General features: G+C 46.1%; 20 protein-coding genes. 11 read left to right on the forward strand and 9 right to left on the reverse strand.

Features of this window, described 5'->3' with window-relative positions:
• The first annotated feature begins 101 nt into the window (after positions 1–101).
• Together VL525_RS13730 and VL525_RS13735 are read left to right on the forward strand one after the other, a co-directional pair.
• Positions 102–659: a right-handed parallel beta-helix repeat-containing protein gene (locus tag VL525_RS13730; RefSeq protein ID WP_325387531.1), complete on the forward strand. Its 558-nt coding sequence runs from the start codon at positions 102–104 to the stop codon at positions 657–659.
• A 195-nt stretch (positions 660–854) separates the two neighbouring features.
• The gene (locus tag VL525_RS13735) at positions 855–2,168 is read left to right on the forward strand and encodes a BamA/TamA family outer membrane protein (RefSeq protein ID WP_325387533.1); all 1,314 of its coding nucleotides are present in this window, start codon (positions 855–857) and stop codon (positions 2,166–2,168) included.
• A 13-nt stretch (positions 2,169–2,181) separates the two neighbouring features.
• Here the strand turns inward: VL525_RS13735 and VL525_RS13740 are convergent, their stop codons facing one another.
• Positions 2,182–3,444 (reverse strand): PQQ-dependent sugar dehydrogenase, encoded by a 1,263-nt coding sequence (locus VL525_RS13740; protein WP_325387535.1) that lies wholly within the window; start codon positions 3,442–3,444, stop codon positions 2,182–2,184.
• 197 nt (positions 3,445–3,641) lie between these two features.
• Here VL525_RS13740 and VL525_RS13745 point away from each other — a divergent pair, with 197 nt between their 5' ends.
• Positions 3,642–4,058, forward strand: coding sequence for a TIGR03067 domain-containing protein (locus VL525_RS13745; protein WP_325387537.1), 417 nt, complete (start codon positions 3,642–3,644; stop codon positions 4,056–4,058).
• Between the two features lie 2 nt (positions 4,059–4,060).
• Here VL525_RS13745 and VL525_RS13750 read toward each other — a convergent pair whose 3' ends face one another.
• Positions 4,061–4,504 (reverse strand): DUF1569 domain-containing protein, encoded by a 444-nt coding sequence (locus VL525_RS13750; protein WP_325387540.1) that lies wholly within the window; start codon positions 4,502–4,504, stop codon positions 4,061–4,063.
• 158 nt (positions 4,505–4,662) lie between these two features.
• On the opposite strand from VL525_RS13750, the gene VL525_RS13755 reads away from it, so the two are divergent.
• Entirely contained in the window at positions 4,663–6,168 is a 1,506-nt protein-coding gene (locus tag VL525_RS13755; RefSeq protein ID WP_325387544.1) for a lipase maturation factor family protein, read from the forward strand.
• Between the two features lie 260 nt (positions 6,169–6,428).
• Here the strand turns inward: VL525_RS13755 and VL525_RS13760 are convergent, their stop codons facing one another.
• Positions 6,429–7,550, reverse strand: coding sequence for a YncE family protein (locus tag VL525_RS13760; protein WP_325387547.1), 1,122 nt, complete (start codon positions 7,548–7,550; stop codon positions 6,429–6,431).
• 345 nt (positions 7,551–7,895) lie between these two features.
• On the opposite strand from VL525_RS13760, the gene VL525_RS13765 reads away from it, so the two are divergent.
• Positions 7,896–8,504 carry a GIN domain-containing protein gene (locus VL525_RS13765; RefSeq protein WP_325387549.1) on the forward strand — a complete coding sequence of 203 codons (609 nt, stop codon included), beginning with the start codon at positions 7,896–7,898 and terminating at the stop codon, positions 8,502–8,504.
• 326 nt (positions 8,505–8,830) lie between these two features.
• Here the strand turns inward: VL525_RS13765 and VL525_RS13770 are convergent, their stop codons facing one another.
• From VL525_RS13770 to VL525_RS13780, 3 genes are all read right to left on the reverse strand, one after another.
• The gene (locus tag VL525_RS13770; RefSeq protein WP_325387551.1) at positions 8,831–9,280 is read right to left on the reverse strand and encodes a pyridoxamine 5'-phosphate oxidase family protein; all 450 of its coding nucleotides are present in this window, start codon (positions 9,278–9,280) and stop codon (positions 8,831–8,833) included.
• A 163-nt stretch (positions 9,281–9,443) separates the two neighbouring features.
• Entirely contained in the window at positions 9,444–9,818 is a 375-nt protein-coding gene (locus VL525_RS13775; RefSeq protein WP_325387553.1) for a hypothetical protein, read from the reverse strand.
• A 50-nt stretch (positions 9,819–9,868) separates the two neighbouring features.
• Entirely contained in the window at positions 9,869–11,815 is a 1,947-nt protein-coding gene (locus VL525_RS13780; RefSeq protein ID WP_325387555.1) for a glycoside hydrolase family 3 protein, read from the reverse strand.
• A gap of 157 nt (positions 11,816–11,972) precedes the next feature.
• Here VL525_RS13780 and VL525_RS13785 point away from each other — a divergent pair, with 157 nt between their 5' ends.
• Complete coding sequence (locus VL525_RS13785) at positions 11,973–12,749, forward strand: NUDIX hydrolase (protein ID WP_325387557.1); 777 nt, start codon at positions 11,973–11,975, stop codon at positions 12,747–12,749.
• Between the two features lie 22 nt (positions 12,750–12,771).
• Here the strand turns inward: VL525_RS13785 and VL525_RS13790 are convergent, their stop codons facing one another.
• Positions 12,772–13,140, reverse strand: a complete 369-nt coding sequence (locus VL525_RS13790) for a response regulator (RefSeq protein WP_325387559.1) — start codon at positions 13,138–13,140, stop codon at positions 12,772–12,774.
• A gap of 375 nt (positions 13,141–13,515) precedes the next feature.
• On the opposite strand from VL525_RS13790, the gene VL525_RS13795 reads away from it, so the two are divergent.
• Positions 13,516–15,471, forward strand: coding sequence for a sensor histidine kinase (locus VL525_RS13795; protein WP_325387561.1), 1,956 nt, complete (start codon positions 13,516–13,518; stop codon positions 15,469–15,471).
• A gap of 8 nt (positions 15,472–15,479) precedes the next feature.
• On the opposite strand, the gene VL525_RS13800 is transcribed toward VL525_RS13795, so the two are convergent.
• Positions 15,480–16,124 (reverse strand): START domain-containing protein, encoded by a 645-nt coding sequence (locus VL525_RS13800; RefSeq protein WP_325387563.1) that lies wholly within the window; start codon positions 16,122–16,124, stop codon positions 15,480–15,482.
• 206 nt (positions 16,125–16,330) lie between these two features.
• On the opposite strand from VL525_RS13800, the gene VL525_RS13805 reads away from it, so the two are divergent.
• From VL525_RS13805 to VL525_RS13820, 4 genes are read left to right on the forward strand one after another with little or no spacing between them, the layout of a single operon-like run.
• On the forward strand, positions 16,331–17,458 hold the full coding sequence (locus VL525_RS13805; protein WP_325387565.1) for a histidine decarboxylase: 1,128 nt from the start codon (positions 16,331–16,333) through the stop codon (positions 17,456–17,458).
• 60 nt (positions 17,459–17,518) lie between these two features.
• A complete protein-coding gene (locus VL525_RS13810) occupies positions 17,519–18,979 on the forward strand; it encodes a sodium:solute symporter (RefSeq protein ID WP_325387567.1) in 1,461 nt (486 codons plus the stop codon).
• Entirely contained in the window at positions 18,969–19,451 is a 483-nt protein-coding gene (locus VL525_RS13815; protein ID WP_325387569.1) for an N-acetyltransferase, read from the forward strand. Before VL525_RS13810 ends, VL525_RS13815 begins: the two co-directional genes overlap by 11 nt.
• A gap of 3 nt (positions 19,452–19,454) precedes the next feature.
• The gene (locus VL525_RS13820; RefSeq protein ID WP_325387571.1) at positions 19,455–20,711 is read left to right on the forward strand and encodes a serine hydrolase domain-containing protein; all 1,257 of its coding nucleotides are present in this window, start codon (positions 19,455–19,457) and stop codon (positions 20,709–20,711) included.
• Positions 20,712–20,721: 10 nt separating this feature from the next.
• Here VL525_RS13820 and VL525_RS13825 read toward each other — a convergent pair whose 3' ends face one another.
• Positions 20,722–21,987 (reverse strand): NAD(P)/FAD-dependent oxidoreductase, encoded by a 1,266-nt coding sequence (locus VL525_RS13825; protein WP_325387573.1) that lies wholly within the window; start codon positions 21,985–21,987, stop codon positions 20,722–20,724.
• Between the last annotated feature and the right edge of the window lie 27 nt (positions 21,988–22,014).

A 22,014-nucleotide genomic window follows, 5' to 3' on the forward strand; every position in this document is an offset into this window, starting at 1 on the left:
GCAAATTACTACAATGCTTTCATAGCCATCCTTACAGAATACCCCTGTCGCCGCCGCGTATAAGAGGTATCATTTAATAAAACACCTAATAGATATTCAAAATGGCAAAGAACGTAGCAGGATTCGCAGGGAAAGGTATTGCCCTAACTTTAGCATTAGCAGGAACACTTTTTATTACTTCATGTAAAAAAGACGCTTTCATAAAACCAGTAGGAAGCATGTCATCCACACCAAATGCGGAATCAGCATCAATAAAAAGCAAACCGGCTAAAACAAGTTATGAATTGGCCCAGCCCGTTTCTTTAAATGGCGCCCACGATATAACCATTAGCGGCGATATGATAACCGGTGGCGCTCTTTCTTGCATAGACCTGAACAACTGTTATAATATCCATATAACACGGTGTAAACTGATTAACTCGGAGAAATTCGCTGTTAACTTGTCGCAATGCTCCAATATCGTTATCGATAGCTGTTATGTCGAAAATGTCAAAACAGGTGTGTATGCCTTCAATAGCAGGGGTATACAAGTAAAAAATAACAAAATGAAGGATGTAGCCGGCGAGCAGCCAGGTGTTATGACGGCCTTTGAAAATTTAAGCGCTGATATCAAGGACGCGGCAAGCAATAGCGCGGTCGATAATGAATTGATGCAGTGATAAGCCAGCTGATATAACCATCGCAAACGGCTATCCACCCTTAATTAAAACCCTTGCCTTTTTGAGCCAGAGTTTGGTGTTGATATATTGATATCACCCTCCTTGCTCTAAATCCGGTATATAAAACATTTTCGCCGATCTGCTGGTTTAAACCTACTCGACGCTGCTATTTGGCTTTGTGGTTTATATCTGGTTATGAAAAAAGTATTTTGGTTTAAGATTATCCTATTGCTGATGCTAAGTGGTGTTGATGCCATTGCTTTTGGTCAGGTGTCCTCCCGGGCAGATTCGTTGCAGGCCGACTCGTTGCGCAAGCTCAGGAAGCAGCAAATAGCAGATAATATAAATAAGCAATTCGATTTTGGCGACCTGGTCCGGGTAATTCTTCATCCCAATAAAAAACCGGATACGCTTCACAAGGGCTTAGGAATAACTGTTGTGCCTAATGTTGCCGCAAACCCAACAATTGGCGGGCAACTTGGTATCAAGGCTGTTGCCGGAAAAAAACTGGGCACCGATCCGAATACGCTGCTTTCCACCGGTGCAACCTCTGCTTCAATTACAACCAAGGGAATCATATATTTCTATCTCAATCATAACATATTTACGCCGGGAAATAAATGGAATTACCAGGGCAATTTCGTGATTGCCAAAACGGTATCACCCGATCATGGTTTGGGCATAGGGCGCACTCAGGCCTCAGGCAACCCGGCACAGAACGTTTTAGCAGATCCAACGCATAAAGGTTACGCCATTCATTCGATATATTTCAATATTCGCGAAAAAGTTTATAAAGAGGTAGCCAAACACCTTTTGCTTGGCGCTGGCATGTCATTTGAGATCAGGCGTAATATTCAGAATAAGGATTCAACAGGTTTTTCTACCCCATCGGGCGTGTATAACAACGAACACGGCTTTCCGCAGGATCATTATTCGGCAAATGGCTTCCTTTTTAATGTGCAGTATATCACGCGCGATAATCCAAACCGCGCTTATAAAGGGATTTATTTCGATGCCGGTATCCGGGCTAATCAAACCTGGATAGGAAGCACAAAAAATGCTTTGCAGCTTACCACCGATTTTCGTAAATATTTCAGCCTGTCTCAATCAAGCCCCGAATTTGTTATCGCTTTTTGGAACTGGGGATCGTATTTACTTAGCGGGAGTATACCTTACTTAGAGTTACCCGGTACCGGACGCGACGGAACTTTCCGCAGCGGCAGGGGGTATACTTCGCAATATTTTAAGGGGACTAAGTTTAACGATACAGAGCTCGAACTGCGGTTTCCGATATTAAGCAATAAATTCATCAGCGGTGTTGTCTTCGGCAATATGCAAACCGGTAATGACGAACAGGGCACCCGGCTATTCCAGGTATTTCAGCCGGGAGGGGGAGCGGGTTTACGTGTGCTTTTTAATAAAGCTACCCGTACCAACCTGGCGCTCGATTATGCCTGGGGTAAATTTGGCAGCAGGGGGTTCTTTCTTAACCTAAACGAGGCGTTTTAAATACATCTAATTATCATTTGTTTGCCTGATAGGTGATCTTAAAAATAGCACCCTTTAAATCATCTGAAATATATAATGCCCCGTCCGGACCCTGTGCCAGGCCCATAGGTCGATACCGAAGCGTAGCACCATTTGGTTTAGCCAGATCGAAACCGGCAAAGTTATCCGCAAATATTTCCCATTCACCTGAAGGCTTACCATCTTTAAAAGGTACGAACGCTACCAAATACCCTTTTTTCAATTGAGATGATTGCCCGTGAAAAACAATAAATGCGCCATTCCGGTATTTTTCAGGGAACATTTTCCCGGTGTAAAACAACAGGTCGTTTGGTCCCAAATGTGCCGGAAAAGCAACTACCGGATCGATGTATTTACCTTCAACAGATTTTTTACCGTCTCCGCCATATTCGGGAGCAAGCATTTTTTTCTTTTGAAACTGATCGTAATAGATAAAAGGCCATCCCGCGTCGGCCCCTTTATGTAGTTCATACATCGTCTCGGCCGGCAGCTCTGCACTTTGCTTAGGAGTATAGTACTGCGCAAATTTGTCATCGAACGAACCCCTGCCATGCTGCATCACAAACAATGAGTTTGAGTTGCTGTTCCAATCAATACCCACAACGTTTTTCAATCCGCGGGCATAATGTACCGCGTCAGCATAGCTTTGATCGGTTTTGTTTGTTTTGAATTCCCAAACGCCGCCTACCGAATCCAAAAGCGGGCAGCCCGGTATTCCTTTACCTGAATCTTTCTGACGACAGGTTTCATTGTACGACCCTACGGTTACAAAAAGATCGCCTTTACCATCTATTGCTATCGATTTGGAGTTGTCGCGCCCTTTATCTACAAGCCCCTTTACGATCACTTCAGGTTTGCCGGTATCGGTCACCATACCTTTTGCATCAAGTTTGTATTTGAAAACCCCGGTATTAGAAGATGAATAAAGTTCGTCATTTTTGATCAATATGCCTGTGCCCGGGTACCCGGCAAAACCAACCTTTTTATCAATACTGCCATTATGGTCGGTATCGGACAGGAAGTAGATACCCTTACCATCCCTTAGCGAATTTAATTTCACATAGATATCTCCCTGGCTTGTTACAGCAAGATGCCTCAACGCACCCAGAGAATCAGCTACAATGGTCGCCGAAAAGCCGTCGGGTAGCTTCAGATCGGCTTTTGGTGATGAACTGGTCTTACTTTCATTAGTTTTAGGATTACTACAGCTTACCAAAGCCGAAACGGCACCGATGCAAAAAATAGAAAGTTTATTCATGGTCAGGATAGGGGTTATCGATGCAAGCAAAGCTATTAAAAATGCGCAGTTTACACAGTTTAATAAACGTTACACCATGTAAAAGTTCGGCTACAGAAATTTCTGATCTTTACGGTTGCACACAAAAGTTAAGTCGCCATTTTATCTATTACCGGCAAATCATTATTTTTATTACACATTCTCCAAATCACCCTGTTATGAGGACTGTCGTTTTTATTATCCTTTTGATATTTGGCTATGGTGGGTTGAAACATGACGCCATCCCATCCAATAAACTTGATGGCACATGGCTGCCGGTTAATGAGGAATTTGATGGTAAAACGCTGCCCGGATCAACTTTCGACAAACAAAAACTGGTGATCAGCGATAGCACCTATACTTTCACGGCGGAGAGTGTCGACAAGGGAACAGTAAAATACAACGATGATAAAATGGATATTTACGGAAAGGAAGGCGTAAATGCCGGGAAGCACTTTACTGCCCTTTATAAATTTGAGAATGATCTCCTCACCATTTGTTATAACCTGAAAGGCGACCGCTATCCCGAAGCGTTTGACACAAAAGGCAAACCGCTGTATTTTCTTTGCGTGTTTAAAAGGGAAGGTTTTAAATAATGTTAACTGTTGAATTGCCGCAGGTGATGGTCGATATGCTTGTAGGCAAGCTGCCCCACTTGCTCTTTTGTCATCTTCCCGAAAAATGGATGCACGAAGGCATTATTTGAAAAATGTTCATACCTATTAAGCAGGTTTATCCATTTTGTTCTTTCAGACCGGTAATCACCATTCTCGCTAACCGCAAAACCGGGAACCGTGGGGCTGTTCCGGCGCACCGGCTTATCATCTTTCAGCATATTCTTCAATGCCATTTTTCCAAATAAACGACCCATGAACATCTGTTTATATTGTTTTTCTCCAAATATCATCTCATCCCATAACGTACAATGCTTCATCATTTGATAAACATTCATTTTGCCCCATTGTGCAGTACTTTTTTCATTGAGCGTATTGATGCGGCTGATCAGTTCGTCCCTGGTTTCTTTGTCGAATATCGTTTTCATATTTTAAAGGCTGCCTTGTAATCAAAGCTATATTATTCAATAAGATAAATATACCCCGCTTTATGACAATTTACCGGGTCAAATGCGGCAAAGAATTTACCGGGTCGGTACCAAACGTTTTTTGTTAAATTTGTTATAAGTCATAAAAGGGTACTGTAATGTCATTTGCCGCGCCAACCTACTGGCTTACCCGTTTTGTCATTCTTCGCCTGCTGGGTGTGGTGTATGCGGTGGCTTTCCTGGTTGCTGTTAACCAGGTAATTCCACTGATAGGCTCCAACGGCTTGCTTCCCCTGGGCAATTACCTCAAACAGGTTGCAGATGCGCTTGGCTCTACCGGCGCCGGGTTTGTGCGCCTTCCCTCCGTATTTTGGTTATGGCACTCCGATGCTGCACTGCTAACCGTAGCATGGCTGGGATTTGCGCTTTCTCTTGTGGTAGTAATGGGCTACGCCAACGCCCCCGTTCTGGGGGTACTTTGGTTCCTTTACATGTCTATTGTTCACGCCGGGCAGGATTGGTACGGCTACGGCTGGGAAATACAATTGACGGAAACCGGTTTCCTTGCTATCTTCCTTTGTCCGTTGCTGGATATGCGCCCCTTCCCGCGGCGTGCACCGCCTTTTATGATCATCGTGCTGTTCCGCTGGCTTATCTTTCGCATTATGCTGGGGTCAGGGCTTATCAAGTTCAGGGGCGATAAAATATGGCGCGATGGTACTGCACTTTATTATCATTTCGAAACACAGCCGATTCCCGGTCCCCTAAGCCGGTGGTTTCATTTTATGCCGCGTATCCTGCTCAAAATGGGCGTGTGGTTCAATTGGCTGGCCGAACTGGTTGCACCGTTTTTTATATTCTGGCCGAGGGTAGCGCGGCACATAGCCGGGATAATTATCGTATTGCTGCAGTTGGTGCTTATCTTAAGCGGTAATTTGTCGTTTTTAAACTGGCTTACCATTATTCCCGCGCTGGCCTGTTTCGACGATAGTTTTTGGGCGCGGATACTTCCCGGTCGGCTGGTCCGACAGGCAGAAGCTGCCGCCGTAAACGCCATAGAATCCAAACCAATGCTAATTACTTCGTGGGTGTTGGCTGTTGTTATCGGGCTTCTGAGCATTCAGCCGGTGGCTAACCTTTTGTCGCCGGGGCAGGTGATGAACACCTCTTTCGATCCGCTCGACCTTGTCAATACCTACGGCGCATTCGGCAGCGTGGGGAAGGAACGCCTGAACGTGGTTTTTGAAGGGACCACAGATGACACCACCAATAACAAGGCCCATTGGAAACCATACATCTATAAATACCTGCCTGTATTGCCTGATAAAATACCGCCGCAAATAGCCCCCTATCAGCCGCACCTCGACTGGCAGATGTGGTTTGCCTCTATGTCAACGTCCGATCAATACCCCTGGACGTACAACCTTGCCTGGAAACTGCTGCATAATGATCCCGTTGCCATTAGTTTATTCGCCTGCAACCCCTTTCCCGGTAAACCGCCACGCTATATACGGGCTGTGCTGTACCGCTACAAATTTGCCAAACCAAGCAACCCGCAGGGCCTGTACTGGGAACGGCAGGAATTAGGTGATTGGCTGCCGGTTCTCTCCGCGAACGATCCGCAACTGATCAAATACATTCGCTACCAGGGGTGGATAAAGTGAATACACTAAGTGTTCACGCCACCGCCGCTTGCCAAACACAAGCAAGACTCAATATGCTGATTATGAGTGCTTAAAAAATTCATCAGTACCAAAAAGTGCCCCATTTTTGATGTTTTCGTGAACATGTTTTTGGATCTATTTTTGCGATTTTCTTCCACTTTGTTCTTTCCGTGAGCCATCGGCCCGGCATATCCTGTAACGCCGGGCTTCAACCGGCGTTGGTAAGGGTTCACATTTACTCCATTGAGACCCGGCGCTTGTTACGGCCTCACCGCCCAGGCTAAGCCGTCAGCCCCGTTTATAGCAATATGCCCGCTTACGGTCAAGGTTTTCAGATCGACAACAGCAACATAATTATCGCCCGTGCAGCCAATAAAAGCGCGCGATCCGTCATCATCCACCAAAATACCTGCTGCGCCGTGCCCTGTACTTAAGCGTTTGATTTCCTTACGCGTTGTTGCATCGTAGATAAAAAGGTCGCCGGTACGCAGGCTCGAGACCAGTACGTGCTTGCCATCCGGCGTGAAAGCGAGGCGGTTAGCGCCCTGCACTTTGGCATCAATACTGGCCGTCACTGTTTTCGAAGCAAGGTCTATCACGGTAATTATCCCATCTTCTGCGCCTGCTGTCCACAGTTCCTTCCCATTGGGCGAAACATCAAATCCCTCTGAACCCTTACCTACCGCGACGATAGTTTGTACCCAGTCCCGGCGTGCCGGCGGCGGTCCGCCAGGACCATTGTTACCTTGCGGCGGAGGCCCGCCCGCAGCGCTATTCGGTGGCGGCCCGTTTTGAAAAGCACGTGGCTTCATCAGGCTATCAGTCAAAATACTTACCGTTGCGGATGACACGTTGGTGGTGTAAACTTTTTTCCCATCGCCGGTTACATAGATCATGTGCGTACGGTCCTGCCCCGTTCCCATGCACCAATCGAATTTGCCCGTCGCGGGGTCATAGCGCACTACGGTTTTAGACCCCTCGGCGGTAAACCATAGCTTACCGTCAGCAAACGTTATCCCATGCGGGCCCATAAAGGGTTTGGTATCAATGGTGGGTAAGGCTTTTTGGCCGATAAGGTCGATCACACTTAATTCGTGCAGGCTGCCGCCGCCATAAATAGTAACGTAGGCGGTCTTCCCGTCTGCTGATGCAATAACCTCGTGCGGATCACTGCCTACGGGTACCCGCGCCAATATCTTCAGCGACGCAGGATCGATAATAGCCAGCGTATGGTCGCCTTTCGAAAGCGCCAGCAACGCGCGCTTGGGCGTAGGTTGTGCTGCGCAGGGGCCTACGGCTAACAAAGTTGCCATACCTATAATAGCGACAACAAGGCTGAAACGGGCCGCTTTAAAAGTGGAGTTGACGATGATTATATTCATGTTATGCAGAATTAAAGAAATAAGTATTTATAGTTCAATTGGACGTAACTTACAGCGCAGGCCGGGTGCGCGGTCTTTCGCTAAAACAAATCTAACCAATCTTTCGTCACAGCACCCCATGCATCGACCACAGCCGAAATTACACCGACCAGCAATCGTTTTTAGTCGATTTGTTCATTCAAAACAGGCTATAAATCAAATAATTACCATTTATTGGTTGTGAAACCGCGTTGGTCTATACCCATGGCATGGTGGTCTATTTCGTTTTGCCGGGCACGGGATAAGCCGTTGCTTTGGACATTGAAAACAACAAACTATTATTAACAACTCAAAAATATTACGACAATGAAAAAGACAATCTTAACCGCCGCGATCGCCCTCACATCAGTATTTGGCATCGGCCTTTCAGCGAATGCAGCAACAGGCAGCAAAGCAGAGATCAGCACCACGCTAACCCAAGTTAGCAACATCAGTCAAATAGATGTGCGTGGCAATGTTCAGCTTTACCTTACCACCGGCAACCACGATAAGGTAACAGTGTACAATAACTACTATGCCGATAACGCCCTGGTACAACAGAAAAACGGTGTATTGCGCATAACTTCGTATGCAGCTGATAAATTGGTGGTTTGGGTTACGGTTAACGATCTTTCCAAACTGTCGGCTTTTGATGGCGCACAGGTTAAGTCGTTCGGAAAGTTCTCGGCGCTCGACCTGGCCATCGACCTGCACAACAACGCTTTTGCACGGCTGGATATGGACGCCTACAACAGCGCGGTCACGTTAACCGGCCATGCGGGTGCAGATCTTAGCGGTTCGGCACAAAGCAGTACGTTGCGGTACGATCGCTCGTCGTATCTTAATACCAGCGGATTTACTGCTCAAACTACAAGCCTGGAAATATTGCCGCCGCCGTTCAGGCATTTCCATCACGATGATTTTGCGTCGCTCTGATCCCCGTTTACCCCTAAGTAACCAATATTCGGACCGAAGCAAAAACTCTGGTCCGTTTTTTTGTTTGGGCGTGCCCCTCGTGCCTCGGGTCAGGCTTTTCGTTACAAGTCCTCACCGCCTGCCGGCGGTTGCGGGCTTTTCAGTTCAATCCTTCACGCAAGTTGGTCACCCAAAAAGCAACGTCATGCCGAATTTATTTCGGCATCTCTCTTGCTAAGCTACTACGTTGATATTTACCTGTCCCGTGGGATCCCGAAACAAGTCCGGGATGACAGGGTGGTGGGTTTCCAGTCACAAATGGGCGGATCAAAGCAGGGAGTACCTCCTCACTTTTCAAACCTGCCCGTTTTACTGATAGGCACTATCCTAAAAATAACCAACTCGACGCGGGTGGCAATATCATCTTCTTTTTCAGCAATACCGTGTGATGGGTGATCTTTAGGATTGTCGGCAAATGGCATAATGCGGTGGATGAGCCCTTGCATGGCCCTTTCTTTTTCTTCCATATCGGTTAACTCTTCAAACTTTCCCAGCACTATTACGCTTTGCCAACTAAAAACGCTTTTAATATCATCAACCAGGAAGCATACTTTGGGGTTTTTCCGCATGATCGCTATCTTCTTCCCGATAGCAGAATGGCAGAAGATATGGGTGCCGTTGTAGAAATAATTGATCGGGACGATATACGGGACACCGTCGGCCTGGCAAGCTATCCTGCCGATAACCTGTTGCTTTAACAGGGTTTCAATTTGTAGTTCGCTCAATTCGCCTAACATCTTCTGAGAATTTAATTTTAATATTTCGTGCCTTTTAACGTAAAGATGCGCGTTTTTAAAGGCAGGTAAAATGACATAAGTCATGTTAGAATGTGAAGACGGGCACACTATTACAAAGCCCCGGCCTTTCGGACCGGGGCTTTGATCCTAAACGGGGTGCCGCTTAGGGTTTGATCCGGTCGGCAACGGCATCGAACATACCCATCAAGCTGCCCGTAGCGTGGTCGTCGTCTTTTTTGTTGAGTACCAGGTTCACATCGTAACCCTGCGCTGTAAAATAAAGCGTTACTTTATCGTTTTCCTGCTCAATATTGGTCAGCGGCGTTTCAGTATTGGATGTTGTGTCGATCATCACACCCTTCAAATGCCCTACCGAATCGGCAATGTTAAATTTTAAACGCGCATCGCCCTGCGGCAGGCCTTTTAACAAGACGCTCCACTTCCCGACAAAATAATTAGGGGGCGCCTGGGCATTTACTTTTACCGCCATGGTTACCAGCGCAAGCGCGATGAGGTTACAGAATAGTACTTTTTTCATGTTTGAATTTTGTTTGGGTTTCTGAATTGGATTTATTGTTCAAGATCAGTTTAATAGCTTAGCCCGGCCCCGAATTTGTACAGCGGGTCCTTCGAATCGTAAGGCATATCTTCCTTTTGGTTGCGCACAGCTTCCATTGACGATGGCAGCTCGATAGGCAAATGGCCCTGCGGCTTGTATTTACCAAATACAACTTCCAGCAATGCCGCGTCGCTCGACCCGAAACTGGCGAACAGCGCTTTGGCATTTGCGCTTATCTCCGGTATTACTGCCGGGCGATCGATATAAACGTCCACCACGGTAGGCACGGTTTTTTCCAGATCGAGAATATCCTGCAATTGTTTGCCCTTAAAATCAAGGTCGCCCCAATGGAACATCTGCGCAATAAAATTGCCCTTGGCTTCGGGGATGGGATAATTTGGAGTTTGCAGCCTGATAATAGCAATGTCGGCTTCTTTCGGATCGGTTACCACGGTGCCGTATTGAGCTGCAAGCTTTGCGTCGATATTTTTAACATAGATCTTCAGCTTGTTTGGTGCCAGGGGCAGGGTATGGGCATCGTTCTTTAGCAGGGTTAACGAGCGGCGCATAGCGTCCTGCCCAGCAGCCATAAAATCGGCGCTGCCTACTATTTCAGCCGCCTTTTTTTCATCTACAAAAGGGTTGTCGAACAGGCCGAGCTGAAACTTCAGGCGCAGCAAACGTACTATCGATTCATCGATACGCTTTTCGCTCACTTTGCCTTCCTTCACCAGTTTTACAATTACATCGGGCAGGTTTTCGCCGCCAAACTGGTCAACACCGGCGTCGATGATCCTTTGTACGCGTTCTCCAGTATTCAGATTTTCCACACCCCAGGCCCTTGCCGGGAAATTTACCGGGCCTATCTTCGAATCTGTCACCAGCCCCCAGTCGGTACAAACCACGCCGTCGTAATGATATTTTTTACGGAGCAGTTCAGTTATGATGGCCTTATTGTAGGAGAAGCCTACCTCGGGTATGTCTTTTTGTCCCATCGGCACGCCGTAATAAGGCATTATAGCGGCGGTACCCGCCTTGAAAGCAGCTTCGAAGGGGATAAGATGATATTTAAAATTGTTGCCGGGGTAAACTTCGCCTTTCTGAAAATTGAAATGCGGGTCGAGGCCATCCTTTTGCGGACCGCCGCCCGGAAAGTGCTTGGTCATCATGGCGACGCTGTTCGGTCCGAGCTTTTCGCCCTGGTAACCTTTAATGTAAGCGGTGGCCATACGTGACGAAAGTGCGGCGTCTTCGCCAAAGGTACCGGCTATGCGCGGCCAGCGTGGCTCTGTCGCCAGGTCGACCTGCGGATGTAAACCCTGCCTGATACCCGTTGCCAGGTACTCCTGCCGCGAAATGTCTGCAAATTTTTCAGTCAGCTTTTCATCGCCGGCAGCCGCCAGCCCCAGCGGGTCGGGCCACATGGAAAATGTTTTAGCCGACATGGCGAAAATACCTGCGCCGCCCTGGTTGCGTGGGTCGGATGCTATGGTAAGCGGTATGCCCAAACGGGTTTTTTCCTGGTACTGCTGTATGCGGTTGTACCACATGGCCAGGGTATCGGGCGCGGGGACAGCAAACAGGTTGAAATGGGTAATATGGTGCTTGTCTATCTCGTTAACCCCTACCGGTGATAAACTTGCCAATAGCCCCGAGGCCGGCTTGTCTTCAATAGTACCATCGGCGTTTACGCGTATCGGCGAATAAAACATCATACCTGCTTTTTCTTCCAGGGTCATTTGTTTTAAAAGGTCCTGCACACGTTTTTCAATTGGCTGTTTCGGATCCTCGTAAACATCCATCTTGCCGTTCTTGTTCAGGTCGCGGTAAGCGGCGTCACCCTGCATTCTGACCAGGCTGGATTTTGCGTTGACTTCAGGAGGCAGGGTGTTACCGCTGTGGCTTTTAGTAAAGGCAAGCGCCGCCATCAAGGCGCCTGCACCTGCCGCAGAAAAAAGTAAGGTGTTGATCTTCATACGAAAAATGGTTTGGTTAATTGGCTGTTCACATCAAATGAGCCGCACCAATATAGATATGAGCCACCCATTTGTTAAAAACTAATAAATGAAGGTATGTAATTTTATTTATACATTTATTAAAATTTAATAAATAATTTTTTCCTTAGCCGCAGAAATGGAAACCTTACAGGAAATACAGGATTTTTTTCACAATGGCTATGTAGACTATCGGCCTAACCTGACGGTGGATTGCGCTATTTTTGGTTATCACGGCGGCGAATTGCAATTGCTTTTGGTAAAAAATAAGGTATTTACCAAATGGTGCCTGCCGGGGGGCTATGTACGGAAAGACGAGAACCTTGACAGGGCGGCGGCAAGGCTAACAGCCGAACGGGCCGGCCTCGAAAATCTTTTCCTGAAACAATTCAAAACGTTTGGCGAACCGGGGAGAAACAGCCCACGTTCAGTTGATGGGGATAAACTTTTTGAACTTACCGGGATCAAGATCAGCGAAGAAAGCTGGCTTACCGGCGAAACGGCATCGGTGGGGTTTTATTCGATAACAGACATTGTGAATGCCAGCCCCAGGGCCGATTTCCTGTCGAGCGAATGCCGTTGGTTTTCGATAGATAATTTACCGCCTTTGGGTTTCGACCACGACGAAATGGTACGCGAGGCACTTTTTACCATGCGGATGCACCTTTATCATTTTCCCATCGGGAAAAATCTTTTACCTCCTAAATTTACGCTGAAGGAGATCAGGCAATTTTACGAAGTAATGTCGGGCAAGCAACTGAATGCTTCCAACTTCCCCAACAAACTGATATCGCTTGGATTGATTGTTAAGCTTGACGAAAAAAGGAATATCGGTGCACATCGTTCGCCCACCTATTACAAATTTGATGACGAGGTATACGAAGGCGCACTGAGCGAGGGGCTGGTATTAGCTTAAAATAATAACAGTAATTTAATGCCTATGCCACCGCACGAGTATACTTGTTCACTTTTTCGATTATATGATCGAGATCAAAAGGTTTCCTTATGAAATCATCTGCGCCGTATATTTCCGTTGCCTGTTCAATGTCATGACTTGCTGAAACGAAAATTACCGGGATGTGCTTCAGATCGTCCTGCTGCTTTATATACCGGCACATGTCTTTCCCATTTTCGCCATCCAGTTTTATGTCCAGCATCACCAGGTCGGCTTCGTTATTGTGCAGTTTGTCCCTCACACGCCCGGTGTCGCCAAGGCTGATGACATTTAGCCCGTGCTCCTCCATGATCATGCTGATCATCTCGCCGATAATAGGGTCATCTTCAACTATTAATACTGTGCTTTTCATACGGTCAAAATGGGTTTATCTTTTCTATTCAATTATTGCACCAATTGTTCCATTAATGGCCCCGGATTGCTTTTGATTTGTTTTGACCTGTTTCTCTAAATCTATGCACGAAAATTCCAGCTGCCCGTGCTAAAAAAGCAAACAGTACTGGAGTTTTTTTAAGACAGTACGCAGGGTCCTGCAAGTTGGCGAGCCTGGCCAAAGAAAGTGAAAAGGAACTATTCAATGACAGGCCCCAGGAGGCATTCGTTGCTTTAAAAGAAATTTTTAATTAACTGATTATCTGTATATTGTTATGATAATTAAAATAATTTCCATTTTATTGTAACCCGCGGAATGCTGACGCCGTAAATACACGCGGGGATTTGGGGTATCATGCAGAAAAAAACAGCGTTTTTCGCACCTGAGAACAACCGGGTCAAGGTTGATAAATGGGAAAACATACCACTGTGGTGTGCAGGCACTGTTGTTTCTATTGCCATACTCGCACTCATAGGCTGGTGTTTTGATATAAGCGCGTTCAAAGCCTTCATGTCTGACGGCATTAATATGACGGTTAACACCGCTCATTTGTTGATCCTCGGGGGGCTGTCTCTTGCTTTGTTGCATTCGGGCCAGGTAAAAGCCGCACGTGTACTGCTTACAGTGAGCTTGCTGTTTGCGCTGGTTATCATTTATGAACATATTTCCGGGATCAACCTGCACATCGACAGGTTTCCGGATGCCGTCTACCCGGGCAAGCAAAAGATTGAAAATTCAGGCCGTACTCCCTTGCTCATGGCTTTATACACCGTGCTCAGTTCAACGGCATTGCTTTTGAGTTCGGCAAAGCGATACTATACGGCACAGTTTATCAGTACCACGCTGGTTGTATTGATCTATATTTCCCTGCTGGGTATCCTGTTCCATTTTTTTGGTTTCAATTTCTCGTCGGGCGTAGCGGGTCCGGCATTTCATACAGCAGCTTCATTACTGCTGCTTGCGGTCGGCACGATACTTTTAGAACCCGACGAAGGCTGGATAAAATTGTTGTACCGGCGTATCGCGCGAAAGAACCTGCTGATCTACTTACTGGGTTATATTCTTGCCGCAGCCCCGCTTTTTGCGGCAATGTACCTGTTTGTGATGAAAAACAGCACCATTGCGCCGGCTTCGGATATGCTGGTGCTGTTCCTGCTTACCATTATCCTGAGCGTGCCCGTTGTTTATTTCCTCATTCAATTGTTTAACCGGCTGGATGAGGAGGTTCGCGGCGCGCACGAACAATTGAGGATCGCGGTACATGCTTCAGGCTCCGGCGTGTGGGATATCGACCTGCACATGGGTACCCTTAATTACTCCGACCAGTTTGCACATTTACTCGGCGCTACCGACAAGCCGCTGTTAAATGCCAAAGCGCTATGGTACCGTCTTCACAGGGATGATGTGGATATGGCCCTGGCAGCCTTTGAGAAAGCAGTACGATCGGGCCGGTTAGATTTTAAAGCAAGGATACTCGCGGAAAATGGCCGGGTGCGCTGGCTCCAGTTTTATGGTGAGACCCAGCGCGACAAGAATGGCACACCCGTAAGGCTTTTGGGTACTGTTATGGATATTACCGCTCAAAAAGAACTGGAACAACAAAAGGACGAATTCATCAGCATTGCCAGCCACGAATTGAAAACGCCTTTGACCTCGTTGAAATCCTATGTTCAGCTTGCGCATATCAAAGCAAGGCCGCTGGAAGATCAAACCGTCTCGGGCATGCTGGAAAAGGCCGAAACCCAGGTAAATAAAATGACGCGAATGATAGGCGATTTTTTAAACGCCGCCCAGTCTGAAGCCGGGAAAATGGTTTTAAATAAAGAAGAATTTCTACTGGACGAACTGATACGCGAAGTTATAGCAGACCTTTCTGTAAATAATCGTAAGCAGCCGATCAGTTTAAATGATGCTTTACCTGTAAAGATAAATGCCGACCGTGAAAAAATAGCGCAGGTATTAGCCAATTTGATAGGTAATGCGGTTAAATACTCTATTGGCGAAAAACCAGTAACGCTGCACTGCCGCAGGGAGCACGGCAGGGTACTGGTACGGATAGACGACCATGGCATAGGTATCAGCGACGAAGATAAAGTGCATTTATTTGACAGGTTTTACCGCTCGGGAAATCCGAATACTCGCACTGTTTCAGGTTTTGGCATAGGGCTTTACGTTTCGGCAGAAATTGTAAAACTGCACGGGGGAACCATTGGCGTGGATAGCGAGATAGGTAAGGGTTCCAGCTTCTGGTTCGATTTGCCTGCAACAACTACCGTCAGCAACCCCGTTGAGCAACTAACGGTGAAATGACAGCTTTTTCAATTCCGGATGTAATCCAGCTTTATTTTTTTGTAAGCGGGCTTTTGCAAATGGATCTTTAATTTTTTAAAGCTTTGCGATGGCCCGGTGGTAGCGAACATATTGGTTAACCAGGCGGGTATGCTGCCACCCGGATCGGCATGAAGTGTATAAACCACTTTTACCCTGTCTTTTCCATCCGGCGACAGCACCCACCTGCCTGTAGAATTGGTGACACGCACCACTTTATCTTTTTTGGGTACCATATCCCCAACACAAGGGGCATCAATGGTTACCACCCTGGTCGCGGTATCCTGCGATACCATAAGGTGAGCAATAAAATCTCGGTCGCTTATTGGCCAGGGCATCACTACCATTGAATAATAATATATTTCAGATGGCGATACCTGTTTTACAATATAATTAGACGAAGTGTGGTATAACCATTCTTCACTTGTTTTAACATCCATTAAAACAGCTACCAGCTGCGATAAGGTTGCATCCAGTTCACATTCTACTTTTATGGCTTTGATCTTTGAATTCGCGACATCCCGGGTATATATTCTTATGCCGTCGTTATTATCTTTAAGGTTCCAGCCCTCATTGGTTTGCCCAAAAGCAAAATTTCCAAGCAATAAAAACAATAGGACAATACTTTTATACATCACTTCAAAGCTAAAACTTAATACCGCATCAAATTTCGGTATAATGTAAACTTTGCAATGTCGATGTCCGATGGGGCTAACAGGTGACGAATGTCATTTATATTCATGACAACACTCCTTAGTTTTCGGTAAAAGAGCGGATAATTTTACAAGATAAAGTTCTGTTTTGGATCATCGATTCTTCCACCATAACGGAAATGCCACAAATGACAAATAACATCAGCCGGGTATTAAAAGATTTACTGGACGAGATCAGTTCAAAGTCGGCCATGACGATGGGTTACCCCGTATCAAAAGATTTTGATTATAGTGAGCTGTTCCCTTTTCTAAAATATCCAATGAACAATGTGGGCGACCCTTTTATCCCCTCAACTTATACCGTGGGGTCGCGGGAACTGGAAAAAGAGGTGATCGCTTTCTTTTCACGCCTTTTCAGGGCTGAGGAGGATAATTGGTGGGGATACGTAACGAATGGTGGCTCCGAGGGCAACCTTTACGGCTTGTACCTGGCCCGTGAGCTGTATCCAAAGGCCATAGTTTATTATTCGGAAGCTACCCATTATAGTGTGCAGAAAAATTTGCACCTGCTCAACATGCCAAATATCGCCATCAGGTCGCAGGCCAGCGGGGAAATAGATTACGATGACCTCGAAAAAACGATCAGCATAAACAGGCAGATGCCGGTGATCATTTTGGCCAATATTGGAACAACTATGACCGAGGCGCGGGATGATGTCGGGAAAATGAAAGCCATATTTAAAGATCTCGCAATCCAGCATCATTATATCCATGTCGACGGGGCGCTCGCCGGAAGCTATGCGGCTTTTATTGAACCCAGACCCGCTTTCGATTTTGCCGACGGCGCCGATAGCATTGCCATCAGCGGGCATAAATTCTTCGGGTCGCCTATCCCGTGCGGTATGGTCATCGCCAAAAAAAATCACCGCGACCGCATAGCGAGATCCATTGATTATATCGGTTCGCTCGATACAACCATATCGGGCTCACGAAACGGGCTCACGCCTTTATTCCTCTGGTATACCATCAGTAAATTAGGTACCGAAGGCTTAAGGCAGCGCACAAAGGATTGCCTGGATGTTGCTGATTATGCCGAAGCAATGTTAAAACCAGTAGAACCGTTGGTGTGGCGGAATCCATCTGCGCTAACTGTTAATTTACCTAAGCCCGACGTTGAGCTTGTAAAAAAATGGCAATTGGCGTCCGGGAAGGAATGGGCCCATATCATTTGTATGCCTGGTATGTCTAAAGATCAAATAGACGCATTCATAGCCGACCTGGAATTAAATAAGGCCAGGCTTAGTGTGTCGGCTTAATAAGTGTGATTGCTGATTTTTACTACCTTTAGCCAGCAGCCTTTACAATAAACCGCTTGCATGAGTGCTTCATTGATCCTTTTTATTATCCTGGCCTACTTTAGCCTGCTGATGCTTATCGCGCGGTTAACATCAAGGCATAATAAGGCCAATAGCTTTTTTGATGGCGATCGGTCCTCCCCCTGGTTCCTGGTGGCTTTTGGGATGATAGGTTCCGGCATATCGGCTGTTTCGCTGGTCTCCATTCCTGGTAATGTCGGTAACAATAACCTGTACTATTTCCAGTTTATCCTGGGCACTATTGTAGGCTACATTTTTATTGCTTTCGTACTCACGCCCATTTATTATAAACTTAAACTGGTATCAATTTATACCTATCTCAATATCCGTTTTGGCAACGTCACTTATAAAACCGGCTCCCTGTTCTTTTTGGTTTCGCAGTCCTTTGGGGCTGCTTTACGCTTGCTTTTGTCCGTTAAAATTTTGCAATATGCTTTTTTTGATGGACTACACATTCCCTATTACCTTACTATCATTATTGTATTGGTTCTCATTTGGCTATACACTAATAAATCTGGCATCAAAACCATAGTTTGGACGGATGCCCTGCAGTCGCTCTTTTTAATCACCGTGATGATAGTTTCAATCATTACCATTAAAAATTCGCTGGGCCTGTCATTTACAGGGATGGTTGGCGCTATCGCCCATCATCCCTACACAAAATTATTTGATTGGGATACCCATTCAGGGTCGAATTTTTTTAAGCAGTTTATTTCGGGAGTTTTGATCACTGTAGCGCTGGTCGGTCTTGACCAGAGCATGATGCAAAAAACATTGACCATTAATAATGTCAGCGGAGCCAAAAGAAATGTATTGACTTTCAGCTTTTTCATAGCAGCCGCCCAAACATTGTTCTTGGGTTTGGGAGTTTTACTTTACCTGTTTGCCGAACGGCACGGTATACATCTTAGCGCAAAAAATGGGCAGTTTACTGATACTGATGGATTGTATCCCTTTCTTACGTTGAACTATTTTGGAAAAATTGGGGCGATAGCATTTTTTATAGGCGTTGTGGCATCGACCTTTGCCAGTATAGATGCATGTATTGCTGCGCTAACAACCGCGTTTAGCTACGATTTTATGAACATCGAAACGAAATCGCCTGCCGGTAAAAAGAAAATAAAGAATATGGTGCTGTTCGGGGTTAACGTGGCTATGTTTATTATTGTGATGGCTTTCTGGAGTAGCGAGGGTGCTATTATCAATACGATCTTCAAAATAGCGGGATATACTTATGGGCCTATTTTGGGGTTATATCTGACGGGTCTTTTTTCGGATATCCGGCTAAAAGAAAAATGGGTTCCCCTGGCTTGTGTTGGCGCGGCGGCTGTAACCTGGGTTTTGAATTTATTATTCATGGCTCAGTTTCAGTTTGACCTTGGGTTTATGAACATCCTGGTAAATGCTTTGCTTACCATTTTATTTTTGATAGTTATAAAAAAGAAAACCAATGTCGCCTGATAATATGCAGCTAACATCGGTTCCGGATGACTTTGCCACGTGCGCAAGCATGATGGCGGCAGCCGATCCGTGGCTGAAATTGGGTTTAGATTACAACCAGTGCCTAAAGGCATTCGACGGCCCGTTTAAGGAAGTATTTGTATTAAAAAGTGAGGCTGGAATAATGGGGTTTGTCATCATGCAAACGCAGGGGACGTTTAAAGGATATATACAAACTATTTGCATTGGCGCAGCGTACAGGGGGCTTGGATACGGAACCAAAATTCTTGAATTTTGCGAGGACCGCATTTCGAAGTATTCGCCAAATATTTTTATTTGCGTCAGTTCGTTCAATAAAGACGCAATAAGGCTTTATACCAAATTTGGATTTGAATTGGTTGGCGAACTGAAGGATTTTGTCAGAAAGGGGTTTACTGAACTTTTAATGCGGAAGACTGTTGGGCCAATTGTTGATTATAAAACCGGGTTATAGATCATGCTAAAAATTAAAACAATTTTCTTTTTCATCATTTTCACGGGCTCAGCCTGTGTTTCAAATTTTGCTGACGCCCAAATGGCCGGTAATGCCAGGACGATGCTTATTCATCAGATCGACAGCATTATCCAAAGCCAGGTAAATGATAATAAGATCCCAGGGGCGGTCATCGAAGTTAAAAAGGGTGACGACATGATTTATAAGCAAGCTTACGGTTATGCCCAAAAGCTCGACTATGAACTTCGGCCCCTGGCGCACCCGGAGCAAATGACCACAGAGCATCTTTTTGACATTGCATCGCTCACCAAAATGGTTGGCACAACAACCTCGATGATGTTATTGGTAGACAGGGGGTTGGTACATATTGACGACCCGGTGGGTAAGTATGTAAAAGCATTCGGTACGCCGGATAAAGCTGCTATCACTATTCGCAACCTGCTGACTCACACCGCCGGGATTTACGAATGGTACCCAATGTACTATAGGGCTCATAACAAGCAGGAGACATTTAAGCTGATAGGTGAGCTGCCGCTTGCGTTCCCGGTTGGTGAGGGGCGCCATTACAGCGACCTCGGCTTTACTGTGCTCGGCGAGATCATTGAAAAAGTATCAGGGTTGCCGCTCGACCAGTTTGAGGAGCAGAATATTTTTATCCCGCTGGGTATGCGGCACACCATGTTTAACCCGCTCAAGAAAAATCAGCACTATAAAATAGCCGCAACTTCGCCCGGTAACCCTTACGAAAAAAGAATGGTTTATGACCCGGCCCTCGGTTTCCAGTTTAAAGAAATTAAGCACGACCAGTGGAACGGCTGGCGACATTACGTGGTAAAGGGAGAGGTAAGCGACGGCAATGCCTGGTATGCAGAAAAGGGCGTAGCCGGGGCAGCGGGATTGTTCTCGACAATTGACGACCTGCAAAAACTGGTGGATATGCTGATGAACAAAGGGCTGGTTGATGGTAGGCAATTCATCGCCGAAAACACTATCAGCACCTTTTTGACCAAAGACAAGTTTAAGAACGGCCTGGGATGGATGATGGACCCCGAAAACTCTTTTATGAAGGATGCGCCCGAAGGCAGCTTTGGCCATACCGGTTTCACCGGTACCAGCATAGCGGTGGTGCCGTCACAAAAAGTATCGGTTATATTACTCATCAACCGCGAGCAAATGGGACTTATTGACGGCAAGCAGTATTACAATGTAAACCCCATCCGCGCCCAGGTGTTTAAAGCTGTGATGAAGTATGGCGAATAAGGTCGATTTGCTAAATAACGGTATTGTCTCCAACCAATTCGCTTACAGGTAAACCCCAATGCGGTATTTTTCCGCCCAGGGTGTAGTACATTTGTTTGAAACCCATTTTCAACGCGTGCGGTGTTATGCCCATTTCTAAATGGCTCTCTGTACCTCCCCACCATTCGTTTGTGCGCATGTAAAATCCCTTTATTCCACCCATATCGCCCATACATAGTATCTCAAATTCCACCGGTTTCACCTCCCCTTTAAATGCCCCCAACTCCCGGCCCAGCGTATCGGCTAATACCTCAGCCTCCATATGCCCTAACGAACCTATTTTAGGCACCGTTATTGAAGCAGCATCGCCCACGGCAAATATGTTAGGGTAATCGGGATTGCGCATATACAGATCGGTCACTACAAAACCCTGGTCGTCTGTAAAAGGTAAGTTTTTCAGAAACGAATGTGCCTGCCAGTCGGGAAAAAGTATAGCAACTTCAGCCTCCTGTGTTGTACCATCAATAAATTCGATCCCATCGTCATAAACCCTTTTTATCCCCAGCGTATTTGCCTTGTAATTATAGCCCATACCTTGCATCATTGGCAATAATTGATTCAAAATGGTTTCGCCGGCATCTTCAGCGATCACCTTTGCCGGTGTCGATAGGAAAATGGTAGATGCATTCCCCTTTTTGTTTTTTTCGAGCCAGTGAGCTATGGAAAATGATAGCTCAACCGGTGGCCCTTCGCAGGCTGTAAGAGCCACCGGCAAACCGGCGGGTAATTTATCGCTTTTGCCCTGGTGAAAAATGTCCGAGGTGATCACAATTGGTCCGCCTTTGTAATCCTTATGCAAATAGTTTCTTAATCGATTACCAAGGAAAACATCTGTCACGCTATGACCGTACTCATTGAAACCATCTATCCTATCATAAGCCAGCCGGTTGCCCAATGCAACTACAAGGTAATCGTAACTGATCTCGCGGACAGGGTGGCCCGGGCGCTCGTTTGGCTGATAAATCACTGTATTGGTTTCGGGATCGACAGTAATAACTTCTGCCTGTATAAATTCACTTCCGTCATGCTCCAAAAACGACATAAACTTGAATTGCAGGTCTAAAGCCGGATTGACATTCGCTAATACCTGGAGTGGAATATTTGGCACAAAAGTAAGCAGCGATTTACGGTCGATGATAGTGATCGACGCCTTGTCTTTAACCCTGGCATGAATATATCTTGCAGTTGTAAGTCCGGCAAAGTTGCAGCCGAGAATTAAAATATGCGGTTTCGACATGATATTTTAAGTTTAGAGATAAATGTT

Origin of the sequence: Mucilaginibacter sp. (assembly GCF_035492695.1) — a bacterium.
Lineage (GTDB): Bacteria > Bacteroidota > Bacteroidia > Sphingobacteriales > Sphingobacteriaceae > Mucilaginibacter.

What these genes read in the sequence shown, in the direction of transcription:
- VL525_RS13740 (WP_325387535.1), bottom strand. Translation starts at nt 3,444, where the DNA reads ATGAATAAACTTTCTATTTTTTGCATCGGTGCCGTTTCGGCTTTGGTA.
- VL525_RS13785 (WP_325387557.1), top strand. Translation starts at nt 11,973, where the DNA reads ATGGAAACCTTACAGGAAATACAGGATTTTTTTCACAATGGCTATGTA.
- VL525_RS13800 (WP_325387563.1), bottom strand. Translation starts at nt 16,124, where the DNA reads ATGTATAAAAGTATTGTCCTATTGTTTTTATTGCTTGGAAATTTTGCT.
- VL525_RS13795 (WP_325387561.1), top strand. Translation starts at nt 13,516, where the DNA reads ATGCAGAAAAAAACAGCGTTTTTCGCACCTGAGAACAACCGGGTCAAG.
- VL525_RS13810 (WP_325387567.1), top strand. Translation starts at nt 17,519, where the DNA reads ATGAGTGCTTCATTGATCCTTTTTATTATCCTGGCCTACTTTAGCCTG.
- VL525_RS13780 (WP_325387555.1), bottom strand. Translation starts at nt 11,815, where the DNA reads ATGAAGATCAACACCTTACTTTTTTCTGCGGCAGGTGCAGGCGCCTTG.
- VL525_RS13770 (WP_325387551.1), bottom strand. Translation starts at nt 9,280, where the DNA reads ATGTTAGGCGAATTGAGCGAACTACAAATTGAAACCCTGTTAAAGCAA.
- VL525_RS13790 (WP_325387559.1), bottom strand. Translation starts at nt 13,140, where the DNA reads ATGAAAAGCACAGTATTAATAGTTGAAGATGACCCTATTATCGGCGAG.
- VL525_RS13805 (WP_325387565.1), top strand. Translation starts at nt 16,331, where the DNA reads ATGACAAATAACATCAGCCGGGTATTAAAAGATTTACTGGACGAGATC.
- VL525_RS13730 (WP_325387531.1), top strand. Translation starts at nt 102, where the DNA reads ATGGCAAAGAACGTAGCAGGATTCGCAGGGAAAGGTATTGCCCTAACT.
- VL525_RS13755 (WP_325387544.1), top strand. Translation starts at nt 4,663, where the DNA reads ATGTCATTTGCCGCGCCAACCTACTGGCTTACCCGTTTTGTCATTCTT.
- VL525_RS13735 (WP_325387533.1), top strand. Translation starts at nt 855, where the DNA reads ATGAAAAAAGTATTTTGGTTTAAGATTATCCTATTGCTGATGCTAAGT.
- VL525_RS13760 (WP_325387547.1), bottom strand. Translation starts at nt 7,550, where the DNA reads ATGAATATAATCATCGTCAACTCCACTTTTAAAGCGGCCCGTTTCAGC.
- VL525_RS13775 (WP_325387553.1), bottom strand. Translation starts at nt 9,818, where the DNA reads ATGAAAAAAGTACTATTCTGTAACCTCATCGCGCTTGCGCTGGTAACC.
- VL525_RS13825 (WP_325387573.1), bottom strand. Translation starts at nt 21,987, where the DNA reads ATGTCGAAACCGCATATTTTAATTCTCGGCTGCAACTTTGCCGGACTT.
- VL525_RS13750 (WP_325387540.1), bottom strand. Translation starts at nt 4,504, where the DNA reads ATGAAAACGATATTCGACAAAGAAACCAGGGACGAACTGATCAGCCGC.
- VL525_RS13745 (WP_325387537.1), top strand. Translation starts at nt 3,642, where the DNA reads ATGAGGACTGTCGTTTTTATTATCCTTTTGATATTTGGCTATGGTGGG.
- VL525_RS13820 (WP_325387571.1), top strand. Translation starts at nt 19,455, where the DNA reads ATGCTAAAAATTAAAACAATTTTCTTTTTCATCATTTTCACGGGCTCA.
- VL525_RS13815 (WP_325387569.1), top strand. Translation starts at nt 18,969, where the DNA reads ATGTCGCCTGATAATATGCAGCTAACATCGGTTCCGGATGACTTTGCC.
- VL525_RS13765 (WP_325387549.1), top strand. Translation starts at nt 7,896, where the DNA reads ATGAAAAAGACAATCTTAACCGCCGCGATCGCCCTCACATCAGTATTT.